The 17,281-nt window shown below is 35.3% G+C and carries 20 protein-coding genes; 14 read left to right on the forward strand and 6 right to left on the reverse strand.

Translation table 11 applies throughout. The features are described from left to right. Nucleotides 1–20: 20 nt before the first annotated feature. Nucleotides 21–1,238 (reverse strand): cystathionine beta-lyase, encoded by a 1,218-nt coding sequence (metC, locus tag ACGH4F_RS00605; RefSeq protein ID WP_411589592.1) that lies wholly within the window; start codon nt 1,236–1,238, stop codon nt 21–23. Between the two features lie 77 nt (nt 1,239–1,315). On the opposite strand from metC, the gene ACGH4F_RS00610 reads away from it, so the two are divergent. Further along, nucleotides 1,316–1,954, forward strand: coding sequence for a 4'-phosphopantetheinyl transferase family protein (locus ACGH4F_RS00610; protein WP_411589594.1), 639 nt, complete (start codon nt 1,316–1,318; stop codon nt 1,952–1,954). Nucleotides 1,955–2,006: 52 nt separating this feature from the next. Here the strand turns inward: ACGH4F_RS00610 and ftnA are convergent, their stop codons facing one another. Continuing rightward, nucleotides 2,007–2,525: a non-heme ferritin gene (gene ftnA / locus ACGH4F_RS00615; protein ID WP_267358913.1), complete on the reverse strand. Its 519-nt coding sequence runs from the start codon at nt 2,523–2,525 to the stop codon at nt 2,007–2,009. A 107-nt stretch (nt 2,526–2,632) separates the two neighbouring features. Further along, nucleotides 2,633–3,406 carry a tyrosine-protein phosphatase gene (locus tag ACGH4F_RS00620; RefSeq protein WP_267379642.1) on the reverse strand — a complete coding sequence of 258 codons (774 nt, stop codon included), beginning with the start codon at nt 3,404–3,406 and terminating at the stop codon, nt 2,633–2,635. Between the two features lie 94 nt (nt 3,407–3,500). Here ACGH4F_RS00620 and pepB point away from each other — a divergent pair, with 94 nt between their 5' ends. Together pepB and ACGH4F_RS00630 are read left to right on the forward strand one after the other, a co-directional pair. Continuing rightward, entirely contained in the window at nt 3,501–4,793 is a 1,293-nt protein-coding gene (pepB, locus tag ACGH4F_RS00625) for an aminopeptidase PepB (RefSeq protein WP_411589699.1), read from the forward strand. 153 nt (nt 4,794–4,946) lie between these two features. Continuing rightward, a complete protein-coding gene (locus ACGH4F_RS00630) occupies nt 4,947–5,549 on the forward strand; it encodes a tetratricopeptide repeat protein (protein ID WP_267358907.1) in 603 nt (200 codons plus the stop codon). Nucleotides 5,550–5,649: 100 nt separating this feature from the next. Here the strand turns inward: ACGH4F_RS00630 and ACGH4F_RS00635 are convergent, their stop codons facing one another. Next, on the reverse strand, nt 5,650–6,213 hold the full coding sequence (locus ACGH4F_RS00635; protein ID WP_267379647.1) for a peptidylprolyl isomerase: 564 nt from the start codon (nt 6,211–6,213) through the stop codon (nt 5,650–5,652). Nucleotides 6,214–6,523: 310 nt separating this feature from the next. On the opposite strand from ACGH4F_RS00635, the gene ACGH4F_RS00640 reads away from it, so the two are divergent. The 3 genes from ACGH4F_RS00640 (at nt 6,524) to robA (ending at nt 8,885) form a co-directional block, all read left to right on the forward strand. Then, nucleotides 6,524–7,195, forward strand: coding sequence for a phosphoribosyltransferase family protein (locus ACGH4F_RS00640; protein WP_267358904.1), 672 nt, complete (start codon nt 6,524–6,526; stop codon nt 7,193–7,195). Nucleotides 7,196–7,300: 105 nt separating this feature from the next. Continuing rightward, nucleotides 7,301–7,876 carry a Fe-S biogenesis protein NfuA gene (gene nfuA / locus ACGH4F_RS00645; RefSeq protein ID WP_065558691.1) on the forward strand — a complete coding sequence of 192 codons (576 nt, stop codon included), beginning with the start codon at nt 7,301–7,303 and terminating at the stop codon, nt 7,874–7,876. Between the two features lie 94 nt (nt 7,877–7,970). Next, the gene (gene robA / locus ACGH4F_RS00650) at nt 7,971–8,885 is read left to right on the forward strand and encodes an MDR efflux pump AcrAB transcriptional activator RobA (RefSeq protein ID WP_267350297.1); all 915 of its coding nucleotides are present in this window, start codon (nt 7,971–7,973) and stop codon (nt 8,883–8,885) included. A 61-nt stretch (nt 8,886–8,946) separates the two neighbouring features. Here the strand turns inward: robA and trpR are convergent, their stop codons facing one another. Both trpR and sltY read right to left on the reverse strand, forming a co-directional pair. Then, nucleotides 8,947–9,228 carry a trp operon repressor gene (gene trpR / locus ACGH4F_RS00655; RefSeq protein WP_218837341.1) on the reverse strand — a complete coding sequence of 94 codons (282 nt, stop codon included), beginning with the start codon at nt 9,226–9,228 and terminating at the stop codon, nt 8,947–8,949. 11 nt (nt 9,229–9,239) lie between these two features. Next, a complete protein-coding gene (gene sltY / locus ACGH4F_RS00660) occupies nt 9,240–11,177 on the reverse strand; it encodes a murein transglycosylase (protein WP_411589598.1) in 1,938 nt (645 codons plus the stop codon). A gap of 163 nt (nt 11,178–11,340) precedes the next feature. Between sltY and iscR the strand changes: the two genes are divergently transcribed. From iscR to rpsJ, 8 genes are all read left to right on the forward strand, one after another. Continuing rightward, nucleotides 11,341–11,790, forward strand: a complete 450-nt coding sequence (gene iscR, locus ACGH4F_RS00665) for a Fe-S cluster assembly transcriptional regulator IscR (RefSeq protein WP_065558570.1) — start codon at nt 11,341–11,343, stop codon at nt 11,788–11,790. Nucleotides 11,791–11,832: 42 nt separating this feature from the next. Further along, a complete protein-coding gene (locus ACGH4F_RS00670; protein ID WP_065558571.1) occupies nt 11,833–13,047 on the forward strand; it encodes an IscS subfamily cysteine desulfurase in 1,215 nt (404 codons plus the stop codon). Between the two features lie 15 nt (nt 13,048–13,062). After that, nucleotides 13,063–13,449 (forward strand): Fe-S cluster assembly scaffold IscU, encoded by a 387-nt coding sequence (iscU, locus tag ACGH4F_RS00675; RefSeq protein WP_065558572.1) that lies wholly within the window; start codon nt 13,063–13,065, stop codon nt 13,447–13,449. Beyond that, a complete protein-coding gene (iscA, locus tag ACGH4F_RS00680; RefSeq protein WP_065558573.1) occupies nt 13,449–13,772 on the forward strand; it encodes an iron-sulfur cluster assembly protein IscA in 324 nt (107 codons plus the stop codon). The genes iscU and iscA overlap by 1 nt, the downstream gene beginning before the upstream one ends. Before the next feature lie 14 nt (nt 13,773–13,786). Continuing rightward, a complete protein-coding gene (gene hscB, locus ACGH4F_RS00685; protein ID WP_267350304.1) occupies nt 13,787–14,305 on the forward strand; it encodes a Fe-S protein assembly co-chaperone HscB in 519 nt (172 codons plus the stop codon). 37 nt (nt 14,306–14,342) lie between these two features. Then, nucleotides 14,343–16,202, forward strand: coding sequence for a Fe-S protein assembly chaperone HscA (gene hscA, locus ACGH4F_RS00690; RefSeq protein ID WP_411589601.1), 1,860 nt, complete (start codon nt 14,343–14,345; stop codon nt 16,200–16,202). Nucleotides 16,203–16,216: 14 nt separating this feature from the next. Further along, nucleotides 16,217–16,555, forward strand: coding sequence for an ISC system 2Fe-2S type ferredoxin (gene fdx / locus ACGH4F_RS00695; protein ID WP_065558576.1), 339 nt, complete (start codon nt 16,217–16,219; stop codon nt 16,553–16,555). Nucleotides 16,556–16,938: 383 nt separating this feature from the next. Continuing rightward, nucleotides 16,939–17,250: a 30S ribosomal protein S10 gene (rpsJ, locus tag ACGH4F_RS00700; RefSeq protein WP_006120582.1), complete on the forward strand. Its 312-nt coding sequence runs from the start codon at nt 16,939–16,941 to the stop codon at nt 17,248–17,250. Nucleotides 17,251–17,281 lie beyond the last annotated feature (31 nt).

Genomic DNA, 17,281 nt, shown 5'->3' on the forward strand with positions numbered 1-17,281 from the left:
ATTATCCATGTTTTTCCCGATTATACTAAGCTTTGTAGTGCATTTGCTTTATGATTATGCTGATTGATTCTTTCTAAACCAGCAGCAAGATCAGCAATTAAATCTTCAGGGTCTTCAAGACCGATATGTAATCGGATGAGTGTGCCTGTAAAACTAATACCCGAAACAGGTCTAATTTTAGCTAGTTCTTCCGGTTGATTGGCTAAAATTAATGACTCAAATCCGCCCCATGAATAAGCCATAGAAAAATGGGTTAAATTATCCAGAAAATCGGAAAGTTGAACATCACTTAGGCGATCATGAAGTATAAAAGAAAATAGTCCACTTGCTCCCGTAAAATCACGCTTAAAAAATTCATGTCCTTTGCAACTTTCTAATGCTGGGTGATTCACTGTTGCAACTTGCGGGTGATTAGCCAACCATTTTGCTATTTTTAATCCACTTTCATGATGTTGTTTTAATCTGATAGCTAAGGTGCGTAACCCTCGTGCTGCCATATAAGCCGTATCGGCATCGCACATTTGTCCCATTAAATAAGAGCGTTCTCGTAGTCTATCCCAGCATCTTTCATTAGCAACCGCGGTACCTAACATTGCATCAGAATGACCAATTAAATATTTTGTGCCTGCCTGAATTGAGATATCAATATCATGATCTAAGGCTTTAAATAATACACCAGCAGCCCAAGTCGTATCCATCATAATGATAATATCAGGATTTGCATGGCGAATCGCTTTAACGATGGCCGGTACATCATGCACTTCCATGGTAATGGAGCTTGGCGATTCTAAAAATACGACTTTGGTATTCGGTTTAATATGGTTAGTGATATAGCGACCAACTAAAGGTGAAAAGTAATCGGTTTCGACGCCAAGATCCTTTAAAATATGATTACAAAATTCTTGAGTTGGTTCGTAGCTGGCTTCGGATACAAGGATATGATCCCCGGTTTTTACAAAAGCTAAAATGGCATTAGCAATTGCAGCTGCACCACATGGATAAAGATAACATCCGGCTCCGCCTTCAATTTCAATCATGGCATCTTGAAGTGAAAAGTGGGTTAATGTGCCTCGGCGTCCATAGAATAGTGCCCCTTTGGCTCGATTTTCTGTTGCTTCTTTTTTTGCAGCGACAGTGTCGAAGACTAATGAAGAAGCACGCTGAATTACCGAATTTACAGCGCCTTGGGTATAGCGTTTTTTGCGACCAGCATTCACTAATTTGGTTTGTAATGACATGATGTATCCTTAGCTATCTGAGAAATTTTAATAACAGTTAGCATAGCATGCTGTTAAAATAGTAAAAAATAATTTTTATGAATACTGGCTTTTCAATTATGCTAATCATCCAACTAGCCAATATAAATACGGCGACAATTAATTATGCGTTGTTATCAGAGCAAATTATCAACGATGCCAATCAGATGAATGGGCAACGTAAAAAACAGTTTTTAATCTGTCGTTCGATATTAGCAGATTTGCTTAATCAGTATTGCCATTGCTCTACCTTGCCAACAATCGTAATCGGTGAAAATAGTCGCCCATGTTTTTTAGATCGAACTCTTCCTGATTTTAATATCAGCCATAGCCAAGATAGGGTAGCTGTCGCGATATCTTTAAACGGTAAAGTAGGTTTAGATATTGAACTTGCTCGCCAGCGTAAACACTATTTAAAAGTAGCAGAAAACTTTTTTGATGATGATGAATATCAATGGATGATAGCGCAAACCGATACATTATCGGCTTTTTGGCAATTATGGACGTTAAAAGAGTCTGCTTTAAAGCTGTATGCGAAAGGTGTTTGGCAAATGAAATCTGTGAAAATTGACCTTAATCACCAATTGATTCATGCTCCTTTTGCAAGTCATTTTTATTATCAATATCAGCAGATTGATGATGTCCATTTGGCGGTCAATAGTAGTGTGCCGATAACAAGGTTTATCTTACAACGTTAAAGACGCTAATCTGCCACATCAAAAAATGAAGCAGATTAACATGTTGTATTAATTATTCGTTGGTCGTTAATAAACCTGATTCACTTAACGTTTTGTTAAAATCTTTATCCATAAAGAATAGGTCACGCTTATTTTCACCGACTAATTCGAGTTTATCGACAATGCTTTTGAAGAGTTTTTCTTCTTCATGTTGTTCAGAAACATACCATTGTAAAAAGTTAAATGTCGAAAAATCTTTCTGTGTTAACGCATAATCAACCAGCGCATTAATTGCTTTGGTAATTTTAAGTTCGTGCTGATAAGCCACTTTAAATAATTCAAGTAAAGAAGGATATTGTGATTCAGGGGCTTCAATTTTGCCAATTAAAGCTAAGGAGCCACAATCTAAAACATAATCAAATAAACGCTCCATATGTTGGCGTTCTTCACCCGCATGATCTCTTAAAAACTTTCCGAAAGATGGAAAATTTTGGTCATCACACCAAGCACTCATTTGTAGGTACAGATTTGAAGAGTAAAACTCTAAATTTAATTGCTCATTAAGCTTTTTGACCATTTGATCGGTTAACATTTTTATTTCCTCACATTGCTATTTTATGACTTCACATTTCAATCGATAACATCGTTGATGTGATTATTATTTAAGTATAGATTAACTATCTATATCATTGATATTGTCTAAATTAGATAAAGGTCTTGAAGTACCTTTCTTTTGTTATTATCTAATTGATATTCCTGAGCTAACCAATTATCAATAGTCTGATAACGCTGTTTAATTGCCGTTATTGCGGCGGTTAGGTACGCTTCTTTAGCAGCAAAAATCACTTTTTGATTTTCAAGTTCGGTTGCCGTTAATTGGTTTTTATTCTGGTTAAGAATGGTGTCACGAAAATCTTTTAATAATTGTTCGGTAAGTAAATAGTCTTGCATGACAACGTCTTCACTCACGCCTAATGCAAACAGTGTTAAAGCGACACCAATGCCCGTTCTATCCTTGCCGACAGCACAATGCTGAACTAAGGGTTGCCCATTACCATTTAATAAAATGTCAGTAAGTTTCTGATAAGCAGGATTATTGAAAGGTAATAATTGATAAAGTTTGATCATAAAATCAAAGGGTGACGTTTTTTTAATGGTAAAAATATCATCTTCAATTTCTGAGGTTAAACTGGCTGTCACTTCATCACTTAATGGATTTGCCGGAACATTAATATAGTTGGCATTACGCCATAAATTGTCGGGATAGCGATTGATTTCGTTCGGATCTCGATAGTCTAAAATGTAGTGTAATTTTAATTCATTCGCTAAGAAGTCTTTTTCTTGTTCGCTAATACGTGAAAATTCACCTGCACGATATAATTTTCCTTTACGTATTTGACGTCCATCTTGTGTTTTAATTCCACCTAAATCACGAAAATTAATTCCATTTTTTATTGGTACAGCAGATGTCATAACGAATCCTTATTTATTCTTAACCTGCTTGCTATATTAGCATGTTTCTGATTAGAATTAAGCCATTGTTTTATTTTTATCAATAATTGGAGTTCTGCTTATGTCGATGTTATCTATTTTACTTTCTGAAAAACCTGCACCCTCGCAATGGGGTAAAGATGCACTACTGAGTTTTTCAGATGAATCAATTACCATTCATTATAAAACTGAGCATCGTTTAGGGGCAATTCAACGTGCAGGGCGTAAACTCGATAATCAAGGTATTAAATCGGTTAAACTTAGTGGTCAAGGATGGGATTTAGAAGCTTGTTGGCATTTTTGGTTGGGTTATCGTAATGCAAAAAACAACAATAAAGTCACTTGGGCAAAGCTGGATAGCAAAGATAAAGCAGAATTAACACATCGTCTGGTCATTATTGATTGGTGTCGAGATATTGTTAACCAGCAAGCGGAAACATTGAGCCCCCTTGAATTAGCTACGCAAAGTGCCAAACTCATCAGTCAATATTCGACAGATGTAACATACAAAATTATTTCAGGCGAAGCTTTAAAAGAGCATGATTATATGGGGATCTATACTGTTGGCAAAGGCTCAGATAGACCGGCAGCGCTACTTGAACTTGATTATAATCCGGGTAAAAATCCAAGAACACCGATTACTGCTTGTTTAGTGGGTAAAGGGATCACATTTGATTCTGGTGGTTATAGTTTAAAACCAAGTAGTTTTATGGAGTCGATGCGCTCAGATATGGGCGGAGCAGCGCTAGTCGCTGGTGCATTAGCGCTTGCTATTGCACGAGGCATAAATCACCGTATTAAACTTTATCTATGTTGTGCAGATAACTTAGTGAGTGGTAGCGCTTTTAAACTAGGGGATATTATTTGTTATCGTAATGGTAAAACAGTTGAAATTGATAATACCGATGCTGAAGGTCGTTTAGTGTTAGCCGATGGGTTAATTTGTGCCGATAATGATAAACCACATTATATTATCGATTGTGCAACATTGACGGGTGCAGCAAAAATTGCGGTGGGTAATGATTATCAATCACTACTTTCATTTGATGATAAATTTGCTCAATTGTTATTGGCAAGTAGCGATATTGAACATGAAGCATTTTGGCGTTTACCATTAGCCGAATTTCATCGCTCTCAATTTCCTTCATCCTTTGCAGACATGTCTAATTCTGGATTACCTAACACAGCAGGGGCAAGTACTGCAGCGGCATTTTTATCACATTTTATTAAAAATTATCAGCAAAACTGGTTACATATCGATTGCTCAGCCACTTTCCGTAAAAGTGCAACTGCATTATGGGCAACGGGAGCAACAGGTGTTGGGGTCAGAACTATTGCTCACTTATTGAGTAAATTAAAAAAAGCATGATTCATTGTTAAGGGATGTAATATCTATTTATTAAAACCGATTAGTTTAATAATTCTTAATAATTTTTGTTATTGCTAATTTGAGTTTTTTTCCTACAATAGGCAGAGTTTAAAATTTGTCAAATGTTTATAATTTAGAGATATAAGGAAAGGTATGAAAAAAGTATTTTTTATTTTGTTAACAGTATTGTTTTCAAATGCAACCTACGCTGGCGAGTGTGAGAAATATTGGAATTCAGAAGAGTATGATAAAGCTTTTGATGCTTGCCAAAAAGAAGCCGAACAAGGTGATAAAAAAGCTCAATTTTATTTAGCTCAAGCTTATGAGGAAGGTTTGGGCGTTGAGGGAGATTTCGATAAGGTATTACATTGGGTAACTAAATCAGCAGAACAAGGATATGATCAGGCACAATATTATTTAGCACTAATGTATGATGAAGGTGAAGGTGTTGAAGAAGATGATCAAAAGGCTGTTTATTGGTATAAAAAAGCTGCCGAACAAGGTTTAGTTGATGCTCAATATAATTTAGCAATAATGTATGATGAAGGGGAAGGTGTCGAAAAAAATAAAGAAACAGCTGTGTTCTGGTATAAGAAAGCAGCGGAGCAAGATTCGCCAGAAGCGTTAAATAATTTAGGTGTCATGTATTACAATGGTGAAGGAGTAGAAAAAAATAGACTGTTAGCCATTAAGTACTTTAAGAAAGCCTGTAGTCTTGGCATAGATGAAGCTTGTGATAATAAAAGCTTGCGATAATATAAAACAAATAGAACTAATTAAAATATGTTAAAACTGAACTGTCTTAAATCATTAAGACAGTTCTTTTGAATAAATGAAGTAGAATAAATAAAATCATTTATTCTGTTATGATAATTGCTTTTTTAATATAAATTGGCTCAATCGGTACATTTTGATGTGGGCCCATCCGTTTAGTTGGCACATTGACAATTTTATCAACAACATCCATTCCTTTTATCACTTTTCCAAATACTGCGTAACCATAATCTTTGGATGGATCGTGGTTGAGAAAATGATTATCGACAACATTAATAAAAAATTGGCTCGTTGCACTATCGATGACACCGGTTCTGGCCATTGCAATCGTACCACGCACATTTTTTAATCCATTATCTGCTTCGTTTTTAATTGGGGCATTTGTTTCTTTAAATTTTAATTCACCGTCTGCTCCACCACCTTGAATCATAAAATTAGGGATCACACGATGAAAAGTGGTGTTTTCATAGAAACCACTTTTAACATAATCAAGAAAGTTTTTGGTCGTAATTGGTGCATGCTCATTGTCTAATTCAATTTCAATATCCCCCATACTGGTTTGCAACAATACTTTTGTATCTGCTAATGCAATGGGTGAAAGTAAAATTAAGCACAATGTGATGATTAATGATCTGATTTTATTCATTATATTTGTTCCTTAGTCCATTTGTTTGTTGATTATACCGAATATAAAATTTATTTAAATAACAATTGTGCAAAATACAAAAAAATTTTGTGAAATAGTTCGAGGTATTGTTTATTTAATATTTTTCAACATGTTAAACAAGATATTATAAGTAAGTTTTTGCATTTGAGTACTATTTTTATGGCTGAAAAAAGTATTTTTTGAACGATATGCGATGGTCTGAAAACAAACTCTTAGTATTGACGTTTTATCCTTTATTAAATGATTGTTTTAAATTTTTGGATGACATTATTTTTAAAGTTGGAGAATTATGCGTTGCTTCTTATGCAATATGCCATTATATTTGGCACATCATGGAATTTGTTATCAATGTTCAAAAAACATACCGAAATTAAACAAGGTATGTCCGCAATGTTGTTTACCGCATTCTTTATCCACTCAGATTTGTTATCGTTGTCTTGAAAATAAACCCTATTGGGATACATTAATTGCGACTAGCGAATACATTAATCCGTTAAAAAAATTAATTCAGCAATTAAAGTTTTATCATAAAACGGAACTGACATTGGCTCTGGCAAGATTAATGTTTTTAACATGGTATAAAAAACGACTTGCAAATGAAATCATAAAACCGGATTTAGTCACTTGCGTTCCATTACATCATATACGTTATTGGTCAAGAGGATTTAATCAAGCAGAATTGTTGGCAAAAGTGATAGCGAAATGGTTAAATTGTGATTTTTATCCTCATTTACTCTATCGACATCAACGAGCAATAGATCAGAAAAAGCTTTCATTAAAAGAACGTAAACAAAATGTAGAAACACTTTATGAATGTCGAAAAAATCTTTCTCAAAAATCGGTAATGCTTATTGATGATATTGTCACTACGGGAAACACAATAAATGCTGTTAGTCAGCAACTAAAAAAATGCGGGGCAATGAATATTCAAGTGATTTGTTTATGTCGCACAGTATTGTAAAATTGTAAACAGTCCCTATAATAACCAACATAGTTAGTCAACTATTACAACAAATCAATTAGCTAGTTTATTACCTAATTGCATCAAAAGTGAGGGGTTATGTCTATTATTACCATTTCTGAATCAGCTCAGCAACATTTCAAAAAACTACTAGCCAATCAACCACAAGATACACAAATTCGTGTCTTTGTCATGAATCCTGGTACGCCAAGTGCAGAGTGTGGTGTTTCTTATTGTCCTGCTGATACTGTAGAAGATAGTGATATAGAAGAAAAGTTTGCAGATTTTTCGGTATACATTGATGAAATGAGTGCACCATTTTTAGAAGAAACCGTTATCGATTATGTTACTGATGAATTGGGTTCGCAATTGACGTTAAAAGCGCCAAATTCCAAAATGAGAAAAGTCAGCGATGATGCACCTTTAATTGAACGCGTCAATTATACGATTCAAACTCAAATTAATCCTCAACTTGCTAGTCATGGCGGTATGGTAAGTTTAATTGAATTAACAGAAGACAATTATGTTGTCCTTCAATTTGGGGGGGGCTGTAACGGTTGTTCAATGGTTGATTATACGTTGAAAGAAGGAATTGAAAAACAATTATTAATGGAATTTCCTGAACTTGCAGGCGTAAAAGATGTGACTGAGCATCAAGCAGGAACACACTCTTTTTGTTAAGAAAAACTAAATAATTTGGATTTAAATCTTGCTTATTGCTAAGATTAAGTCATAATCGCATGATGTCTGCCAGTTCACTTTATGATGGGGTTTTATGAATCAAGTCAGCATTATTTCAGATCTTATCGTTTGGATTGAAAAAAATCTGGAGCAGCCTTTGTCTATTGATCATGTTGCTCAAAAATCAGGTTATTCAAAGTGGCATTTACAACGTATGTTTAAAGAAGTAACCGGTCAGGTACTTGGTACTTACATTCGTCATCGTAGGTTAACTTATGCTGCACTTTCTTTACGAATGACGAGTAAGCCGATTTTAGATATTGCCATGCAATATCGTTTTGATTCTCAGCAAACATTTACCCGTTCTTTTAAAAAACAGTTCAATGAAACCCCAGCAAGTTATCGACGCGCTGAATTTTGGGATCCGACAGGATTAACGCCAGCAATTGAACTTAATAAAACTCAGCTTACATTACCCGAACCCAAATTCGTTAATATGCCAAAACAGACATTTTGGGGTATTACTTATAAAAATAACTGTAATTTAAGTAAATTATTAGAGGAAGAAAATAAGTTGCGAGGGCAATTTTTTCACAATTATCTTTCTCGTTATACCCATAAAAATGAAATTCTGCCGGATAAAATTTATGCTTTTAACCGTATCTTGAAAAGTAAAGAAAATGCTAATGAACAAGAGTTACTTTATACTATAGCGTTAGAACACAATAATCATCTTGAGTATATTGAACAGTTTGTTAGCGAAGGTGGTCTGTATCTTTGTTTCAAATATATTGGCACACCAGAAAACTTTAAAGATTTTATTTCTCAGGTGCATTTAGCTGCGATGCCAGCTTTAAAAGTTCATTTACGTGCCGGATGTTTAATTGAAATCCATCATAATCGAGATAAAAATACGGTTGAAACGGCAAAAGATATCCAACGTATGGAATGCGATTATTGTGTGCCAGTTGCAACAGAAAATGAAGTTCTTCTAAAGAAAAATTCGTAGTAATTCTAAGTTGTTATCTGTATTCAATCTTGTGACTAATTGTAATAACCTAGCATTATAATCAATTTAACAATGTTTTTTCTAACCATTGTCTAAATTCTGGTGATGCTTCTTTCAAACTGTTTGATCCACGTGTGACAGTGGCAATACCAATACCTAATTGTTCTTTAAGCTGTCTTTGATTTATTGAACCATCAAGTAAAGAGTGAATTATTTTCACTCGGGTAATTAAAGCATCACGTTCATCTGCGGTTAGCAGCAGTTTAAATATATCCAGTGAATAACCATCATTAAATGCTTGGTGTAATATTTCAACTGTTTGTTTCCATTCTTGAGTTTTCATAATGCCCACCATTAATAGGTTCTATTAAATTCGTTTGCGGTAAAAATATTATGCCTTTTTTGACCTAACAAATTTTGATAAATATAATCATAAACTAAAACATTTTTAACATAATTACGTGTTTCAGTAAAAGGAATACTTTCAATAAAAGCTACTGCATCAAGTTTACCATCACTATTATTTAACCATTGTTTAACTCGACTTGGTCCAGCATTATAGGCTGCTGACGCCAAAATACGATTTTTAGCATTTTGTTGATAAACATTATTAAGAAAATATGTCCCTAATTCTATGTTTGTCATGGGATCAGATAGCTGAGATGTTGATGTATAACTAATTGAGCTAACTTTTTTTGCTGTTTCTTTTGCTGTCGCCGGCATTAATTGCATTAAACCTTTTGCCCCAGCTGGTGATTGTATCGTGGCATCAAAAGCGCTCTCTTGACGAGATATAGCCAGCGCATAAGAAAGAGATATCTCTTTACCTTTTAATGCCTGTTTATATATATCTTCATACATAATAGGTAAGCGCTCTGTCCAATTATTCCAAAGTTTTCCAGATATTGTTGCTTGGATACTAAGATCTCCCCAACCTTTATAATAAGCATATTGAGCTAAATCTAAATATTCATTATTTTCAACGTGATTATTCAACATAAAGCGCCATTCGCGTGTTGATTCTGTTAACTTCTTCCAGAAACGTAATTCTTTAATTCGTTTTATAACAGTTTGATTATCATACTTAGATTTTAAATTTGCTATCTCGGCTTGTGTAATTTTTCTGGATTGGTTGTTAAGAGAATATTTTTGCTTAAGCAATTGAGCGCTGACCATGCCATAAAATCCACGATTAGCCGATAATTTTTTCAAAATGGTACTGGCTTCATTTTTTTTGTTTTGGTCTAAATAGACGCGAGCTTGCCAATATTGCCATTCTTCTTTTAATTTATCTTCGGGTGTTAATTGTGATAACCAATAAGCAATATCTTTATAATTATTTTCATCAATCGCAACACGAATGCGTTTTTCAACTAACGTTGTATCATGATACTTGGAAATGTAATCATCACGCCATTTAATTTGCTCATTTGTCGCAGAATCACTGAAAAATCTGTTTGCTAAATTTTTTTGTAATGCAATGAGTTCGGTTTCGCTTAGATGTTGCTGCTGTACCAGTTTTGGCAATAGTATTTGCGCAAAATTCATATCCGCTTTAACTACTCGAGGAAAAGAAGCCAATACAATTTTTTTAGTAAAATTGCTGGTTTTGATATTTTTAGAGAAATCCTCTAATTTTTTCGGATTATCTAATAAAGCATATAAATTACTTTTGGTTGTTTTATAGTCATTATCTAATAAATTGATTAAATATCGTGCTAATTTTAAATTATTCGCTTCTATGGCAAGTTCAATTCGTAACAAAATGATATTGTTTGTTTGTTTTCCAGCATCTTTCCATGCATTAAGAAGAGGATCACAGGCAGAAGGTAATTCTTTTCCTGTTAGCCACAATGATTCTACTGTCTCTATAACAGATTGATTACCCTGTTGTAACAAAGCGTATTGATAACGGCAGTTAGATTGAATTGAGTTATCTTTAGGAAAGTCAACAATAGCAGTCCAATCTTGACGATTGGTCAATTCTGATAAGAAAGATTGACTTAATGATGCTGTTAACGGAAATTTACTATACTGAGTGACAAAATTGCTCACCATGTCTGGGGAAACCGTTTTGATATTTTTTTGAAAATATTGTACTGCAGCATAAGGATACAGTGGGTAATCTTTTAGCTCTTTTAAAAGAGCAGTTTGTTCATCAAGATTGAGTGATTGATATGAGTTAAGCCATTTTTTGTAATTAGCTCGTAAATCTTGCTGCGTATTAACCGCGATTGCACTTTTAGTAAAGAGTAATCCTATTATTAAAATACACTTTAATAGTGATTTCATTGCTCAACTCCTATATCAAATTAGTTTACTAGATTAGCATATTTCACCATTGTTCGTCGATGAAAGAACTTAAGGTTTAATTCCCACTAAAATAGTCAACTAAATACTTGACTAAAATTGAAGGATATATAAAATACCTTCCATATATAAAGGGGAATAAATAATGAAATTGACATCAAAAGGGAGATATGCAGTAACTGCAATGTTGGATATTGCATTACATTCTGGTTTAGGGCCCGTATCACTTGCAGATATCTCAGAACGTCAACAAATCTCACTTTCCTATCTTGAACAACTATTTGCCCGTTTACGTAAACATGGTTTGGTCTCTAGTGTTCGGGGGCCGGGTGGTGGCTATGTGCTTAGTCGAAGCATGGATCAAATTGCGATTAGTTCAATTGTTAAAGCCGTCGATGAAACGGTTCACGCAACAAAATGTTATGGTCATGATGGATGTCAAGGTGGCGTGAGATGTTTAACTCACACGTTGTGGAATGACCTAAGTGAACGTATCGATGAGTTTTTAACAAGTATCACTTTAAGCGAATTAGTCAATAATAAAGAAGTTAAAGAAGTGGCTAGTCGACAAAGCAATCTAATATCAATAAATTAAGCAATAAAATTTGCACACAGATTTTGTCATTGGGAGTATTTAATGAAACTACCTATTTATATGGATTATGCAGCAACAACGCCTGTCGATCCTAGAGTTGCTGAAAAAATGATGCAGTATCTAACACTGGATGGTATTTTCGGTAACCCCGCATCTCGTTCACATAAATTTGGTTGGCAAGCAGAAGAAGCGGTTGATATTGCACGAAATCAAATAGCCGATCTTATTGGTGCCGATTCACGAGAAATCGTTTTTACTTCTGGCGCAACTGAAGCGGACAATTTAGCCATTAAAGGTGCAGCACACTTTAATCAAGCTAAAGGTAAACACATTATTACGTGTAAAACTGAACATAAAGCCGTGCTTGATACTTGTCGCCAACTTGAGCGTGAAGGTTATGAAGTAACGTATTTAGCACCTGAATCTGATGGAATATTAGATTTAAACAAACTCGCAGCGGCAATGCGTAGTGATACGACAGTGGTATCAATCATGCACGTTAATAATGAAACAGGCGTCATACAAGATATCGAAAAAATTGGTGAAATGTGTCGTGAAAGAGGCATTGTTTTTCACGTGGATGCAACCCAAGCTGTTGGTAAATTACCGATTGATGTAACCAAATTGAAAGTAGACTTGATGTCTTTTTCAGGTCATAAAATTTATGGTCCAAAAGGTATCGGTGGGCTATATGTAAGACGTAAACCTCGTGTTCGTATCGAAGCCCAAATGCATGGTGGTGGTCATGAACGAGGTATGCGCTCTGGAACGCTACCTGTGCACCAAATTGTTGGTATGGGTGAAGCATATCGGATAGCAAAAGAAGAAATGGCTACTGAAATGCCACGTCTATTGGCACTCAAAAATCGGTTATGGAACGGTTTAAAAGATATAGAAGAAGTTTATCTAAATGGATCTTTAGAACACAGTGCACCAAATATTTTAAATGTCAGTTTTGCTTATATTGAAGGTGAATCGTTAATGATGGCATTAAAAGATTTGGCTGTATCTTCTGGCTCAGCCTGTACGTCAGCGAGTTTAGAACCTTCTTATGTATTGCGGGCACTAGGTCTTAATGATGAATTAGCACATAGCTCAATCCGTTTTTCACTAGGTCGATTTAGTACTGAAGAAGAAGTGGATTATGTTATTGAGTTAATCAAAAACTCTATTGATAAATTAAGAAACTTATCTCCGCTTTGGGAAATGTTTAAAGATGGTGTTGATTTATCAAAAATAAAATGGTCAGCCCATTAAAATTAGGAGTAAATTATGGCATACAGTGAAAAAGTAGTCGATCATTACGAAAACCCCCGCAATGTCGGATCGTTCGATCAAAACGATCCGAATGTTGGTAGTGGTATGGTTGGTGCACCAGCCTGTGGCGATGTCATGCGACTTCAAATTAAAGTGAATGATGATGGCATTATTGAAGATGCGAAATTTAAAACTTATGGCTGTGGGAGCGCAATTGCTTCAAGTTCGTTAGTTACCGAATGGATTAAAGGTAAATCTTTAGATGAAGCACAAGCAATAAAAAATACGGATATTGCTAAAGAACTCGCTTTACCGCCAGTTAAAATTCACTGTTCAATTTTAGCTGAAGATGCAATCAAAGCGGCAATTGATGACTATAAGACTAAAAAAGGGCAAAGTTAATGGCTATTACATTAACCACAAGTGCCGCTGATCGTGTTCAAGCTTTTTTAACTAATCGTGGAAAAGGCATCGGTCTAAGATTAGGCGTTAAAACATCTGGTTGTTCGGGTATGGCTTATGTTTTAGAGTTTGCTGATACGATTAATGACGATGACAGTGTATTTGAAGACAAAAATGTCAAAGTTATCGTGGATAAAAAAAGCTTAGTCTATATTGATGGCACTGAACTTGATTTTGTTAAAGAAGGATTGAATGAAGGTTTTAAATTCAATAATCCTAATGCGCATAATGAATGTGGTTGTGGCGAAAGCTTTAATGTTTAACTGAGGCATCAAGCGTGAATAATTATTTTGAGTTATTTCATCTACCTATTCAATTACCTGTCGATACGCAGCAGTTAACATTACAATATCAGCAATTACAAAGACAGTATCACCCTGATAATTTTGCAACGGCATCGGATAGTGAAAAAATGGCGATTATTCAAAAATCAGCCATGATTAATGATGCTTATCAAGTATTAAAAAATCCTATAAAAGCTGCTGAATATTTCCTATCTTTGCAAGGCTTTAATGTGGCAACGGAACAACATATTATTCATGATGCAGATTTTTTAATGGAGCAATTTGTTTTGCGTGAAAAGCTAGATGATATTGAAAGTCAGTCAAACTTTGAACTATTAGATAGCTTTGAGTCTGAAATATCAGGGCGTAAAAAAGATATTTATAATCAATTGTTGAATAATATATCGCAACAAGATTGGCAATCCGCCCTAAATCAAATCTACAAGATTCGTTATCTTACTCGATTAATAGAACAGATCGAAAAGTTACAAGAAAAGCAATATGCTTTATAATTTAAGATAAATAACACATCAAGTAGAGATAAGTTAAATGGCATTATTACAAATTAGTGAACCAGGTCAAACACCAGAACCCCATCAGCGTCGGATTGCGGTTGGCATTGATTTGGGTACGACCAACTCACTAGTTGCAACCGTTCGAAGCGGTAAATCTGAAGTCCTGCCAGATTTAGAAGGCGATTTTTTATTGCCTTCAGTTGTACATTATGGTGTTGATCATGATGATAATACTATTATCACAATTGGTAAAAATGCTAAAAACAGTGCTACTTCTGATCCAAAAAATACAGTAAGTTCAGTTAAGCGATTAATGGGAAGACGTCTTTCTGATATAGACACATCTCATTTCCCTTATCCATTATCCATGACAGAAAATGGCGTGCCATTACTAAATTTACCGAATCAGCAAGTTAATCCTATACAAGTCTCTGCTGAAATCTTGATTGCTCTAGCAGATCGGGCTAAAGCGAGTTTAAATGCTGAAATCGATGGTGTCGTCATCACCGTTCCCGCCTATTTTGATGATGCTCAACGACAGGCAACAAAAGATGCCGCTAAATTAGCTGGTTTACACGTTTTACGTTTGTTGAATGAACCTACTGCTGCAGCTATCGCTTATGGCCTTGATTCTGGAAAAGAAGGCATCATTGCTGTATATGATTTAGGTGGTGGTACTTTTGATATCTCTATTCTGCGTTTACATAAAGGCGTTTTTGAAGTTCTTTCAACAGGGGGAGATTCTGCTCTTGGTGGTGATGACTTCGATCGTTTACTTGCGGAGTATATTAAAAACGAATTAGGGTTGATTAATCATCATGATGCACAGTTGAATCAGAGAATGATTCATCAAGCGGTTGATATTAAAATTGCTCTCAGCCATCAAGATGCTGTCACGATCACATTTGATAATCAGGTCTTAACTATAACCCGACATCAATTTGAACAACTCATTGAACCGCTAGTTAAACGAACCTTAGCTGTTTGTCGGCGAGCATTAAAAGATGCTGATATTGATATCGATGAAATTGTTGAAGTGGTCATGGTGGGGGGATCTACCCGAATTCCGTTTGTGCGTGAATCGGTCGGTAATTATTTCAAAACAAAACCTTTAACTTCTATCGATCCAGATAGAGTAGTCGCAATTGGGGCTGCCATTCAAGCGGATATTTTAGTGGGTAATAAACCGGATTCCGATATGTTGTTGCTTGATGTAATTCCCTTATCTTTAGGCATCGAAACAATGGGCGAATTGGTTGAAAAAATCATTCCTCGTAATAGTACGATTCCTTGTGCAAGGGCGCAAGAATTTACAACGTTTAAAGATGGTCAGACCGCTATGATGATTCATGTTTTACAAGGTGAACGTGAAAATGTAGCAGATTGTCGATCGTTGGCGCAATTTATCTTACGTGGCATTCCGCCAATGCCTGCTGGTGGCGCACATATTCGTGTCACTTTCCAAGTGGATGCTGATGGATTGCTGAGCGTAACGGCAATGGAAAAATCAACAGGCGTTGAAGCTGCAATACAAGTTAAGCCATCTTATGGGCTAACTGATAAAGAAATTGCAACTATGATTCAAGATTCCATCAATTACGCTCAACAAGATAAGCAAACTAGAATGCTTGCTGAACAAAAAGTTGAAGCAGCAAGAGTCCTTGAGAGTTTACAAAATGCATTAGATAAAGATGCTGACTTATTGAATGAGCATCAGCTTAATCAAATTTTAAATGCTAAACATCGTTTACAAGCGGTAAGCGAATCTGATGATATATACGAAATTGAAAAGCAAATTAAAATTGTTGATAACGTGACGCAGGATTTTGCGGCTAAGCGTATGGATAGATCCATTCGTCAAGCTTTAACCGGTCATAAAGTTGATGATATTTAACTAACGAGATTATTATGCCAAAAATTACATTTTTACCAAATGCTGAACTTTGCCCTGAAGGGAAAACGGTTGAAGCGCAAGAAGGTGAATCTATTTTAGAAGTCGCTTTACGTAACGATATTGAAATTGAGCATGCTTGTGAAATGTCATGTGCTTGTTCAACTTGCCATTGTATTGTCCGTAAAGGTTTTGACTCACTTGAAGAGAGTGATGAACAAGAAGATGATATGTTAGATAAAGCGTGGGGCGTTGAACCACATAGTCGGCTAAGTTGTCAGGCTCGTGTTGCCGATGAAGATCTTGAAGTTGAAATTCCAAGATATAGTCTTAATCATGCCAAAGAAGATCATTAGCCTTGTCGCCATCACTTCATGGCGACAGATTCCTCATTATCATCATTTTCTTAAGTAATCACTACAACTTGTTTGATTAGCTTGAAATTTAATCAATAAAAAGAGTTTATCATTATTTTTAAGCTGATCAATAAAGCATCTATTATTAATTATTTCTTGCATTAGTTAATAATTTACGTATAATCATCGCCACTTTGTTTGTTGAATTTTTAATAAGCAAATGCGTATGAAGATATAATCCTTATTTAATAATATTGAATTATATCAACAATACTCCCGATCTGGGGGTTACGAAAAGAACGGATTACACTCTCCTGTCAATCGAAACAGGGTAAGAGGAGTAGTCTTTTGTTATAACTTTTAAATAGTGGAGCTCTGGTCTCATGTCGAACCAAAGAATCCGTATCCGGTTAAAAGCGTTTGATCATCGTTTGATTGATCAATCAACTGCTGAAATTGTAGAAACTGCGAAGCGCACTGGTGCGCAAGTTCGTGGTCCTATTCCATTACCGACACGCAAAGAGCGTTTCACCGTATTGATTTCTCCGCACGTTAATAAAGACGCGCGTGATCAATATGAGATTCGTACTCATAAACGTCTAGTTGATATTGTTGAGCCAACTGAAAAAACAGTTGATGCTTTAATGCGCCTAGATCTTGCTGCCGGTGTTGATGTGCAGATCAGTTTAGGTTAATCCTAAGCTGAATGATTGAGAGGTCTAAACA

Origin of the sequence: Gilliamella sp. CG35 (assembly GCF_046635745.1) — a bacterium.
GTDB classification, from domain to species: domain Bacteria; phylum Pseudomonadota; class Gammaproteobacteria; order Enterobacterales; family Orbaceae; genus Gilliamella; species Gilliamella apicola_I.